At 57.1% G+C, this 12,059-nt stretch carries 10 protein-coding genes; 5 read left to right on the forward strand and 5 right to left on the reverse strand.

Going from position 1 to position 12,059, the window contains the following annotated elements; all coding sequences use genetic code 11:
• The first annotated feature begins 477 nt into the window (after positions 1 to 477).
• A complete protein-coding gene (locus B5E42_RS07285; RefSeq protein ID WP_162613928.1) occupies positions 478 to 1,353 on the forward strand; it encodes a LysR family transcriptional regulator in 876 nt (291 codons plus the stop codon).
• A gap of 1,288 nt (positions 1,354 to 2,641) precedes the next feature.
• On the opposite strand, the gene B5E42_RS07295 is transcribed toward B5E42_RS07285, so the two are convergent.
• The 5 genes from B5E42_RS07295 to B5E42_RS07315 all read right to left on the reverse strand — a co-directional run bounded on the left by B5E42_RS07295 (position 2,642) and on the right by B5E42_RS07315 (position 7,974).
• Positions 2,642 to 3,556 carry a 3-keto-5-aminohexanoate cleavage protein gene (locus B5E42_RS07295; protein ID WP_087238142.1) on the reverse strand — a complete coding sequence of 305 codons (915 nt, stop codon included), beginning with the start codon at positions 3,554 to 3,556 and terminating at the stop codon, positions 2,642 to 2,644.
• A 7-nt stretch (positions 3,557 to 3,563) separates the two neighbouring features.
• On the reverse strand, positions 3,564 to 4,415 hold the full coding sequence (locus B5E42_RS07300; RefSeq protein ID WP_343214181.1) for a 3-keto-5-aminohexanoate cleavage protein: 852 nt from the start codon (positions 4,413 to 4,415) through the stop codon (positions 3,564 to 3,566).
• A gap of 9 nt (positions 4,416 to 4,424) precedes the next feature.
• Complete coding sequence (locus B5E42_RS07305) at positions 4,425 to 5,459, reverse strand: 2-dehydropantoate 2-reductase (RefSeq protein ID WP_087238144.1); 1,035 nt, start codon at positions 5,457 to 5,459, stop codon at positions 4,425 to 4,427.
• Positions 5,460 to 5,480: 21 nt separating this feature from the next.
• On the reverse strand, positions 5,481 to 6,329 hold the full coding sequence (locus B5E42_RS07310; RefSeq protein ID WP_087238146.1) for a 3-keto-5-aminohexanoate cleavage protein: 849 nt from the start codon (positions 6,327 to 6,329) through the stop codon (positions 5,481 to 5,483).
• Positions 6,330 to 6,534: 205 nt separating this feature from the next.
• Positions 6,535 to 7,974 carry a sigma 54-interacting transcriptional regulator gene (locus B5E42_RS07315; protein ID WP_242967053.1) on the reverse strand — a complete coding sequence of 480 codons (1,440 nt, stop codon included), beginning with the start codon at positions 7,972 to 7,974 and terminating at the stop codon, positions 6,535 to 6,537.
• Between the two features lie 218 nt (positions 7,975 to 8,192).
• Between B5E42_RS07315 and B5E42_RS07320 the strand changes: the two genes are divergently transcribed.
• Genes B5E42_RS07320 through B5E42_RS07330 form a run of 4 tightly spaced genes read left to right on the forward strand, consistent with a single transcriptional unit; the run spans position 8,193 to position 11,494 of the window.
• Entirely contained in the window at positions 8,193 to 9,236 is a 1,044-nt protein-coding gene (locus tag B5E42_RS07320; RefSeq protein WP_087238148.1) for a ketopantoate reductase family protein, read from the forward strand.
• 9 nt (positions 9,237 to 9,245) lie between these two features.
• Entirely contained in the window at positions 9,246 to 9,665 is a 420-nt protein-coding gene (locus B5E42_RS07325) for a MaoC family dehydratase (protein ID WP_087238152.1), read from the forward strand.
• A 52-nt stretch (positions 9,666 to 9,717) separates the two neighbouring features.
• On the forward strand, positions 9,718 to 9,885 hold the full coding sequence (locus tag B5E42_RS19140) for a hypothetical protein (protein ID WP_162613929.1): 168 nt from the start codon (positions 9,718 to 9,720) through the stop codon (positions 9,883 to 9,885).
• Between the two features lie 58 nt (positions 9,886 to 9,943).
• Positions 9,944 to 11,494, forward strand: coding sequence for a sodium:solute symporter family protein (locus B5E42_RS07330; RefSeq protein ID WP_087238154.1), 1,551 nt, complete (start codon positions 9,944 to 9,946; stop codon positions 11,492 to 11,494).
• Positions 11,495 to 12,059 lie beyond the last annotated feature (565 nt).

Here is a 12,059-nt window from a genome sequence, read left to right on the forward strand (position 1 = left end):
CTGTTTTATACGGTGCTGAAATCTTCTCCTGTCCGTGTGGAACAGTTCCTTTCTTGTCATCCCCCTTTATGTGTTGTCATATTTGCCCCAAATTACCTTTCCTTGTTCTTCTTGTTTTGGTGATTTGATTATAATTCAAATCGCGTCATTTGATAAATACATCTTTTTTATCGTCGCATGAATCAAAGTTATATGATAGAATAATTTGAAATAGCTTTGAATTCCCGAAATTTGTATTGGATATTTTACAAAAACATTATTACTTCAGCAGCTCTTACCCGCCATAGCACCCGTGGATTTAACGCAAATTGCCATGTTTTTTCTGGCTATATCAAAAAGACATTTGCGAAACACTTCCATATACTTTACAATAAAAGCACAACACGCCCCGTTGTACGAATGTTCTTTTTGTCTAGAGTGGATATGGCTTGGGAAGTTGAATCCCGCTTTGGCTGCATGGGGAGGTCACGCTTACTTATGAAACAAATTCAATTGGAATACTTTGTGCGTGTTGTAGAAGAAAAAAGTTTCACAAAGGCCGCAGAGAAATTATTCATCAGCCAGCCAGCGCTGAGCAAAGCCATCCGCTCCATGGAGAAAGAGCTTGGTGTTGTCCTATTCAACCGTGCCCCCAAGGAACTGAGCCTGACCGAGGAAGGTAAAACTGTATATCGCTACGCAGTAGATGTTCTAAACTACTGTGGCAGCCGCACGACTGAGCTGCTTTCCTTACTAGAGCAGGCAAAGGGCTCCATTAAATTTGGCCTGCCGCCGTCGGTTGGAAGCGTATTTTTTTCCAAGATCCTGCATGAGTACAGAGCAATGTTTCCACAAATCAATTTGCAGATATATGAAGGCACCTCCAAAAAAATTGAAGCCATGATTATGGGCGAACAGCTTGATTTGGGGGTAGTTGTCGAGCCATATGAGAATCCTCATATGCAATTGAAAACGGTTTATCGTTCCGATGCAGTCCTAGCGGTTTCTCAAAAACACCGGCTGGCAAAGCGAAAGACTGTCGGATTTTTAGAGCTAAAAGATGAGCCCATGTTATTGGTATCAAAAGATTACATGTTCCACGATCAGATTATCGTCCGTTGCCAAGAAGCCGGCTTTACCCCCAATATAGCCTTCACCTCGTCTCAGTGGGATCTGCTGCTTGAGATGGTTGCAGAGAATCAAGGTGTTACGATTATCGGGAGGCCATTGGTTGAAAAACTTTACAATGATCGGGTCCGCTGTATCTCATTGAAAAATCCTGAATTTCCCTGGATCCTTGGCTTGATATTTAAGAAGGGCCGCACTCTATCCGGGGCTGCAAAGCGCTTCTGGGATTTCTGCGGCAACGTATGATCAACAAGAAGGGACACTTCATTTTGAGTGAAAGACGGGACGTCTTCATTTGCTCAGGCAGGAGATAGTTATATCTGGTATAGGATTAACTTAGAGAACATCTCGATGGATAATAGTAACGCCAGGACCTCAAAGCGGCCAATGATGGGGACGCATAAAAGCCCTAATCAATGAGGCTTGAAGCTGGGAGACTGACGCAGCAGGATCTGAAGAGCCTGTGCACTCGCCACTCTGGGTTGTTAGCTGCTCCACCCTCGTTAGCAGTTCGCGCTGGCAAACATCTTACGGATTTTCTGGCCAAAACCGCGATACTCGGTCGCTCATTTCGTACTGTTTCCTGTTGGACGCCCCGCATATTAAATAACGCGCCTCACCTAAAAGAGAAAACGGCCTCCACGATAAACTGGTCCAGTAAAAATGGGCAGTGATAAAAGACCCCCTGATGTAGGAAAACAGGCTGCATCAGGGGGTCTGGTCATGGAAAAGCAGGCGTATGAGATTCAGCGCTTGCAGATGGAAAACAGATTACTGCGAGATTTTCTGCGGTTTACAGGAGGGCGGTGAGGGCAAAGATAAAATACCACACCATATATCGTTACAGAACAGAGTATTCAGTGCCAGTCATGTGCAAATTCTTTTCAGTATCCAGAAGCGGCTACTATGCCTTGTCCACTGCCTGGACAGGTCCGAGAAGGATACCGCCCTTGCAGAGATCATCGCACAGCAACAGGAATGCAGCTTCCGTACCTATGGCTACCGGCGGATGCGGCTGTGGCTGAAAAGCCAGAATATTTTCCGTGATCCCAAAACAGTGCTGCGGGTCATGAAGAAGTATGGTTTATTCCCAGATATCCGCCGCCGCAGAAAATGGAAGCAGAACAGAGTGCATTTATCGATGCAAGCCTGTTGCTGTTTCCCCAGGACAATGAGATAATTGACCGATACATTCACTTTTGCAGCCATGAACGCATCCTGCAAAAAACTGGAGAGGCGCCGCTGGCGCGGCGCCTCTCCACCTAAATCTCAATATTTCCTACCAGGGCTCTTTTTTGTTCTGTCCACACTATCTGGAGCAGTTCACAGGCTGACTGCCGTTTCCCCGTTCTGCCTCACATCCGTGTCTTCTTTTTGCCTCGGGACACAAAAAGTTCACCGGTTCTGCCATGCCGAGGGGATTGCGTAAAAAGGTCCTCAGTCTCTCCAAGACCGCTCCTGCGATTCAGTGCTGTTCAGTATAGCAGAGGCTCCTCGCTTATCAACCCAGGATTTTCCGGACTTCTTTCCTCCCTTATGCCTGTGTCAGGCAGAGAATTTCTCTCGCCTCGTCCGGGGATGCTACGTGACGGCCCAGTTCTTCGGCAATGCGCCGCACTTTAGCGATGGGCTCAGCGTTGGACTTGGCCAGCACACCGCGGCCCAGGTAGAGGTTGTCCTCCAGGCCCACACGGGCATTGCCGCCCAGACAGATAGCGGCAGTGACCAGGTCGAACTGGGTCTTTCCCGCCGCGGCGCAGGACCAGGTAAAGTCCTTCCCCAAAACCTTATAGGCGGTCTCCACCAGGAAGTTCAGGTTGGCGATGGTTGCGGGCATACCGCCCATCACTCCCAGGACAAACTGGAGGTAGACGGGGGGCTTCACCATGCCCCGTTTGAGGAAATAGTCGATGTTGCTGATCATGCCCGCCTCATAGACCTCAAACTCCGGCTTGACGTTGTGCCTGGCCATGATGGCCATGTAGTCCTCGATGTCCTGGAAGGTATTGGCGAAGGGTACCCGGTAGGTGTTCTTCACAAATGGGATTTCCCAGTCAAACTTGGGCTCCTTGATCTTGTCGGCAATGGGGGCAAAGCAGAAGTTGACCGATCCGGCATTGCAGGAGGCCAGTTCCGGCCTGGCCACGGGGAGGGCCGCCAGGCGCTCCTCACTGCTCATGCCGATGGCGCCGCCTGTGGTGATTCCGATGACCACGTCGCAGCGGCTGCGTACGCCTTCCACCACCTGCTGCATCAGGACCGGGTCGCCGGTGGGCTGGCCGGTTTGGGGGTCGCGGGTATGCAGGTGCACCACCGCGGCGCCTGCCTGGCAGGCCGCAACCGCCTCGTCAATGATCTGTTCCGGCGTGATGGGCAGGTAGGGAGACATGCTGGGGATGTGAACCGCGCCAGTGACGGCGGCGGTCAGGATCACAGTCTGTTGGGCCATGGCGCGCTCATTTTCCCAAGCCCAGGATCTCACGGGCCTCGGCGGGGGTGGCGACCTCCTTGCCGTACTCGCGGACGACGCGGGCGGCGCGCTCCACGAACTGGACGTTGCTCTCGGCCAGCACGCCCTTGGAGTACATGACGTTGTCCTCCATGCCCACGCGGATGTGGCCGCCCAGGGCCACGGCGCCGTAGAGCATCTCCATGGCGGAGTGGCCCACGCCGAAGCAGCTCCAGGTGGAGCCGGGGCACAGGGACTCCATGGTCTCCTTCATGAAGATCAGGTTCTTCATGGAGCCGGGGATGCCGTTGGCGCAGCCCATGCAGAACTGGAAGTGCAGGGGGGCCTTCAGCACGCCCTTCTTCAGGTAGTAGGCGGCGTTGGCAATCATGCCGGGGTCAAAGGCCTCGATCTCCGGCTTGACGCCCCACTCCTGCATGTTCTTGCCCAGCTCCTCCAGAAAGGAGGGGGGATTGAGGAACAGGGAGGTGTGCAGCCAGTTCATGGAGCCGCAGTCGTAGGAGCCCATCTCAGGGCGCAGCTCCTTTAGGTGGATCTGGCGGGTCTCCTCGGTGGCGTTGAGATCGCCGGAGGTGGTCATGTTCAGGATGATGTCGCAGTCGGGGTGGTTGGCGCGGAGCAGCTCCACCGTCTTGCGGAACTTCTCCTTGTCCATGGTGCCCTTGCCCTCGTCGTCCCGCATGTGCAGGTGGGCCACGGCGGCGCCGGCCTTCCAGCAGGCGTACACGTCCTCGGCGATCTCCTCGGGAGTCATGGGCACGTTGGGGTTGTTTGCCTTGGTGGGCCAGGCGCCGGTGGTGGCCACGGTGATGATCGTCTTGTTCTTCAGGTCGCTCATGCTAACACCTCACTGGTCGTCAGCTGCCAGAAGCGGCAGGAATTCTTCCTTGTTCTTCATGGTGTGGAGCACGCCGGTCTGCTCCTCCCGCTTGACCAGCTCCACCACCTTGTCATTGTAGGGGGTGTCGATGCCCATCTCATCGCCCTTGCGGCAGACGATGCCGTTGATGAAGTCGATCTCGGTGGGGCGTCCCTTCTCCAGATCCTGGAGCATACTGGCCTTCAGGGCGGCGTGCTGATCCCACACCCTGTGGTAGATGGGGAACTTGGAGGGGATGTCCGCCGGGGAGTCCAGCTTGAGCTCCTCGAAGTCGGTGCCCTGCATGATGGCCAGGCGCACGCCGCAGGCGTTGGCCACCCGGACGGTCTCGTCGGCGATGTGGGCGATGCAGCGCAGGGTGGTCTCGTCGTTGAGCACCGCGCCGAAGGTATCCGCCATGGCGGCGGACATGCCGGAGAAGGTGGCGTTCATGAGTACCTTGGCCCAGCGGATGCCCATCAGATTGTCCAGCACCTCGGTGTGGCCCACCAGGTTGAGGATCTTCTGGGCCTCCCGGATGCGGGGGGTGTCGGAGCCGTCGATCTCGCCGATCTCAAAGGCGAAGTTCTCCATGACCTTCATGGTGGAGGTGAGGCGGGAGACGCCGGGCTCCAGCCAGGTGGCGCCCCAGCCCACCGCGCCGCCGGCGGTGCGCTCCTTGCCCACGTAGGAGGAGACCAGCTCCTCGGGGATGCCGTTCTGCAGGGTGAGCACCAGGCTGTTCTCGTCCATGTGCTCCATCAGCTGGGGCATGACGGTATGGAGAGCAGTCTGCTTGGTGGTCAGGAGGAACAGGTCGTATACCCCCTCCATCTCGTCGGTGTGGAGGGCGGACACGGGGACGTTCAGCTCCATGGTGCCGGTTACCGTGGCACCCTTGGCCCGCAGGGCGTCGATGGTGGGCTGATAGGAGTCCACCAGGTCCACCTGGCCGCCGTTCTTGGTGATAAGGGCGCCGATGATGGTGCCCAGAGAACCGATACCGATGACTGCTGTTCTCATGAAAAACACTCCTTTTCGCGATTAAAACACTTTCCGGGTCAGACCGAGGATCTTGCGGGCCTCGTCGGGGGTGGCGGCCTCCAGGTCGGCCTCCTCCAGCAGGTGCTTGGCGCGGGCCACGAACTGGGCGTTGTTGTCGGCCAGGACGCCCTTCCGGTAGTACACATTGTCCTCCATGCCCACGCGCAGGTGGCCGCCCATGGCGATGGTGGCCAGCATGATGGGCAGGTGGCCGTGGCCGATGCCGCAGGCCGCCCAGGTGGAGCCCTCAGGCAGCATGTTGCGGAGGAACACCAGGTTTTCCACCGTGCTGGGCAGGCCGCCGGCGCAGCCCAGGACGATCTGGAAGTGGCAGGGGGCCTTGAGCACGCCGGTCTTGATGTAGTGGATGGCGTTCTGGATCATGCCGCCGTCGAAGATTTCGATTTCCGGCTTGATGTTGCTCTCCTGGAGGGCATAGCCCAGCTTCTCCAGGAAGGAGGGCGGGTTCATGAACACGGTGCGGTGCTGCCAGTTCAGGGTACCCGCATCGTAGGAGGCCAGCTCGGGCAGCAGCTGCTGCAGGGGATAGATGCGCTCCTCGTCCCCGAAGTCCACACTGCCGGAGCTGGTGATGTTGATGCAGATGTCGCAGTCCTTGTGGGCGCGGATGCGCTCCACGGTCTCCTTGTACTTGGCAAAGTCGGTGGAGGGCGAACCGTCGTCGTTGCGCACATGGATGTGGGCAATGGCGGCGCCCGCCTTCCAGCAGTTGTACACGTCCTCGGCGATGGCCTCCGGGGTGAAGGGGACGTTGGGGTTGTCGTCGTGGGTGGGCCAGGAGCCGGTGACAGCTACCGAGATAACGCGCTTTCTTTTCAGATCAGACATGAGATTTTCCTCCTAAAATTCCAAGTATAGATTGGGTGTCTGTATGCTGTCTTTGCAAACGACGTGCCAACCGGAGAAAAAACGGGCTCCGCAATAGAATTCTATAAGAATGGGGCGCAAAAAACGGCGAGTCGGAATCGGTTTACGAACCGATTCCGACTCGCCGTTGAACCGACCGGCGACTTGCCGCCGGGGTGGGCGGGGGTCAGGACAGAGAGTATTTTCGCTTCCGCCGCATGATGGAGGACTGGCTGGTGCCCAGGGCGGCAGCTGCAGCATAGGAGCTCTTATATGTGGTCAGAGCGTACTGGACATATTCCCGCTCGCATCGCTCCAGATATTCCTGAAGTGAAAGTCCCTTACCCCAGAGCTGCTGGTATATGGGCATCTGAACTCCGTAGCTCTGAGGCGGCGCGGAGCGGTGGTCAAACCCCACCCGCCTGTCATGGCTGGCGGCGATGCCCTGAATGTTGGTGATTTCGATATAGTCCCCAGCGCTCATCACAACGGAGCGCTCCACAAAGTTCTTCAGCTCCCGCACGTTGCCCGGCCAATCGTAGTTCCTCATTTCCTGCATGGTATTGCCAGCAAATGTTTTGCTTTTTGTGTATTTCTTGTTGTAATGGGACAAAAAATGCAGGGCCAGCGGTATGACGTCGTCTTTTCTCTCCCGCAGGGGCGCAATTTCCAGAGGGATCACATTCAGACGATAGAAGAGATCTGCCCGGAACCGCTTCTCCTCCACCGCTTTCCATAGATCTTCATTTGTGGCGGAGACCAGGCGGAAATCCACTTTTTTCAGGGAGGTGGAGCCGATCCTCTGAATGGTTTTGGTCTCCAGGGCCCGCAGCAGCTTCCCTTGCAGTGCAATGGGGAGGGAGTTGATCTCATCCAGGAACAGAGTGCTGCCGTCGGCCGCCTCGATCAAGCCCTTTTTCCCGGTGGCAGAAGCGCCGGTAAAGGCCCCTTTCTCATAGCCGAAGAGCTCTGCCTCCAGCAGATTTTCCGGGAGTGAGGCGCAGTTGATGACCACCATCTCCCGCCCGGCGCGGCGGCCGTGGCTGTGGATATACTGGGCGATCACCTCTTTGCCGGTGCCGGACTCCCCGCTGATGAGTACAGAGGTGTCAAAGTCCGAAATCTCCCGCGCTACCCGCAGCAATTCTTTCATTGCGTCGCTTTCAGCCACAATGTCGTCCCGGCTGCCTGAGAGTCCCTCGTCCCTTCCCGGGCCGGAGAAGGTGGATATGGTTCCCCTTGTCATGGCCTCGTTATAAAAATCATTGATGGTGTCAATGGGCCTGCAGATGGCGATGATATTCTGCACCTCTCCGTCCGGGCCGAACACAGGGTTGGAGATCACCAGCTGCCGGAAGGGGTTGCTGCGCTGGCTGTTGGCGATGTCCACATCCTGAAACATCACCACCCTTCGCTTCTCCCGATAGACCACGTCGGAGATACAGAAATCAATCTGGTTGCTGGTCTTGAAGTCGTGGACGTTGTAGGCCAGAAGCTCCGCCTTGCTCATGCCGATGATGTGGATGTAGGCGCTGTTGGCAAACAGGTAGTTCCCCTGGTTGTCCAGGATGTAGATGCCGTCGGGAATATTGTCCAGCATCAGTTCATAAAACGGGCCGAGATTCACAGTACAATCTCCTCCTTTACGCAGGGCCAATCAGGATGATTCTGTGCAAAACAGATGCCAGCATGGGCGTCCGGCTTTTGGATTTTGTCATTATAGCATGGCGGGGGCGAATCTACAAGAAGGGAGAGGAGAGGAGGCGGTCTCGGCTCTGTCAAAAAATTTGGCATGAAATTTGCAAGTATTCAGAGCAGATTTCAGAAAGGAGGGGAAAAATTTTTATGAGAATCGCAATTCTAGGCTGCGGAGCCATGGGAACGGTCCTGGGTGCTTATCTGACCGCCAACGGCTGTCCGGTGGATATGGTGGACAGCTATCAGGCCCATGTGGATGCCCTGAATGAAAAGGGGGCCCACATCGTCGGTACTGTGGATAAGACTGTGCCGGTGCGGGCGATGACGCCCGAACAGATGGAGGGCATCTACGACCTGGTGTTCCTGTTCACCAAGCAGACGGCCAACGACCAGGTGCTTCCGGCCCTGCCGCCCCATCTGGGGGAGGACAGCACCGTCTGCACCCTGCAGAACGGTGTCCCCGAGCCCTATGTGGCCGGCTATGTGGGCCAGAACCGCACCGTGGGCGGCACCGTCCTCTGGGGCGCCACTTTTGTGGGGCCCGGCACGTCGGAGCTCACCCAGAACATCGAGAAAAACGACCACCTGTTTGAGATCGGTGAGATGGACGGCAGCATCGGCCCCCGCATCCAGAAGGTGGCGGATGTGCTGGGCTATATGGGCCGTCCGGCCAAGGTGACGGATGGGCTCATGGCCTCCCGCTGGGGCAAGCTGATCAACAACGCCTGCATGAGCGGCATGTCCGCCGTGTGCGGCGCTACCTTCGGCGGCGTGCTGGAAAACCCGGTGTCCCGGGCCTGCCTGAGCTACCTGGGACGGGAGGTCAAGCAGTGCTGTGAGGCGGCGGGCTACCATCTGCCCTTGCTGCTCAACGAGCAGTCGCCGGACACCCTGGACCTGATTGACGAGGCCATGTACCAGGCCGACCAGCAGATGTTCCAGGTCATGTACCAGGACATGCACACGGCCAAGGCCAGCATGCTCCAGGATCTGGAGAAGGGCAAAAAGACCGAGGTCACCATGATCAACGGCTTTGTCTGCCAGACCGGCGACCAGCACGGTATCCCGACCCCGTTCAACCACAAGGTGGTGGAGATCGTGGAGAAAATCGAGTCCGAGGAGCTGCCCCTGTCCATAGACAATCTCCAGTATTTCCCGCGGGAATGGTTTACCTATCCCATTGAGAACTAGGAGGCAGGTATGAGCCAGACCTTTCAGGTGGGGCAGCAGGCGTCTGTCACCCGCACCATCTCTGAGAGCGACGTATATCTCTTCGCCGGTATCACCGGGGACCTGAACCCGGCCCACACCAACGAGGAGTACGCCAAGAAGACCCACTTCAAAACACGCATTGCCCATGGCATGCTGTCGGCGGGACTGATCTCCGCCGTGCTCGGCATGAAACTGCCCGGACCGGGCACCATCTACACGGGGCAGACCATCAAGTTCCTGGCCCCGGTACACATCGGCGACACCATTACGGCAACGGCAGAGATCCAGTCCCTGGATCTGAACCGCAATCGCGTGGTGCTCACCACGACCTGCACCAACCAGGACGGCAGGGTGGTCATCACCGGTGAGGCTACGGCGCTCCTCCCGTGGGATGACGCAGCCGGCTGAATCCTGGCGCAGATCGTGTCAAACAAGCTGATTCAGAAAGAGAGGTATTGCTATGGTATCAATGTTCCCGTTTATCGCATGGATCGTCATTATCTTAATCGGGCTGGTCGTTTACCTCATTGTGGCCACCAAGATCGAGAAATCCGGTCTGGAGCGCCTGGGCGCTACCGGCCACCTGTTTACCTGCAACCCGGAAGCCAAGAAAAAGCCAAAAAAGTAATGAGGCTCTCCCAAAAATCGCCAGTCTGCAAAAGAGGTAATGAGGAGGCAGTAAGGATATGACAACGAAAAGCATTATCTACCTGGTCGTATTCGTCATCTATTTCGGATTTATCATCATCACGTCCATCCAGAGTTCTAAAAAGGTGGAGACCATGAGTGACTTCACCACCGGCGGCAACAAGATGGGCCTGCTGCTGGGCGTGGGTACATCCATGGCCACCTGGCTTTCCGTGGCCTCGGTCATGGGCGTGCCCGGCAACATTTACTCCCGCGGCGTGTGCGCTGTGTTCGGCTGGGTCGGCGGCTGGTTTCTGGCCACGGGCCTGATGCCCCTGGTAGCCTACAAAATCCGCCGTCCCGAGGTTCCCAGCCGCACCTTCCCCGAGTTCATGCGCACCCGCTATGACCCCTACACTGAGAAGAGCCCCATCCAGATCTTCTCCGCTGTCATTGAGCTGGTGGGTTACTTCGTGTTCTCATACATCCAGATTCAGGGCTTCGGCATTGTGTTCTCCACACTGACTGGTGTGCCCTATGCCATTGCTTGCCTGTTCTTCATGGTGCTGCTAATTTTCACCTGCATGGGCGGCTTTGAGTCCGTGGCTGCCACAGACACTCTGAATGCCTGCCTGATCCTGGTAGGTGTTATTGCCGCCATGGTAGCAGTTCTGACCGAGTGCGGCGGTATCGGCGCCATCTTCCAGAACTTCGCCACCACTACCGCCCCCACCACTGTGGGCGGCGAACCCCTGGTGGCCGGCATCTTGGGTACCAACTGGGGCACCCTGGGCGCCAGCGTTTGTATTTCCTACTTCCTGTCCAACTGCTTCGGCTCCACCGTGGCGCCTCACTGGGTGTCCCGCTTTATGGCCCCCCGCAACGCCAAGACCGCTGCCCTGCAGATGTTCCTGGTCATGGTGGCTCTCATCGCCGTGTTCGTGCCCCTCATCACCATCGGTATGGGCGGCAAGATGCTGATGCCCAGCCTGCCCGAGGGTGTCACCTCCGACTACATGTTCCCCCGCCTGATCATGGATCACATCAACCCCGTTCTGGGCGCCTTGGCCCTGACCGCCATCTGCGCCGCGGCCGTGTCTACCGCCAACTCCATGCTGCTCCACTGCTCCACCTCTCTGATCTATGACATCAAGCGGGTTCTCAAGGGCGGCGAGGCCTCCGAGGAAGAGGACGCCAAGACCACCAAGCAGCTGCGCGTTACCATCCTCTCCCTGGGCGTTATCGCGGTTATCTGCGCCATCGGTCAGTTCTCCCTGCTGGCGGACGGCTTCACCTACGTGTACGGCGCCTTCGGCTCCATGTTCTTCGCCTCCATCTGGCTGGGCCTCTATGTCAAGCGCATGAACAAGGAGGCCGCCTTCGCCTCCATGATCGTGGGCCTGATCGCCTACATCTACTGCATGGTGGCCGGCTCTCCCTTCGGCCTGCCCGCCTTCATCGTGTCCTGCGGCCTGTCCCTGGTGGCTGCCGTGGTGGGCATACTGGTTGGCAAGAAGCCCCCGCTGGAGGCCTATGAGAGCTACTTCAGCGATCATGTGAGCGCCAAGACCATTGAAATCGCTCACAAGATCCGCAAGGACGTTGTCTGATCCTCTCTTATCCGCAGGATGATTGATCCACCTAACCCTTCTTCATGTACAAAACACAGACCTTCCCTAACACAAGCCTTCCCACCGGTGGATAAATCAGGACACAAAGGACGTGCTGCAGGAGTATACTCCAGCACGTCCTTTTCCTTTTCCCCGGCGGATAAGGCAGTCCTGTGGCGGGACACGGCACCGGAACCCATAGCATGCCGTACTGTTTCTTTTCCTACCCCAGCTATCTGCGGAAATCCGGGCGGGACAGGACCATCAGGATCTCCGCCCGTTGCCGCAGGACAAATCTCCGGGTTGACGCAACCGAATTCCGCAGCCATGCCCGCGTCCTGCGCCGCCCGCCCGGGCACATCAGTTTCAGCATACACTCCCGCTTTTCCATCATGCGGGCCATCCGGTCTGCAAATTCCTCCATGGACAGGGCCCCGTCCTGCCGGACCAGCTCCTCCGATCCCTTGGCATGGCGGCATTTCGCGGCAGAGCGGCTTCAAACATCTGCCGTTTCATCGTGACCAGGATGCGCAGCATACTGCCTATATGGTTCGAGCATATCTTC

It is taken from the genome of Flavonifractor sp. An10, from assembly GCF_002161215.1.
GTDB lineage: Bacteria > Bacillota > Clostridia > Oscillospirales > Oscillospiraceae > Flavonifractor > Flavonifractor avistercoris.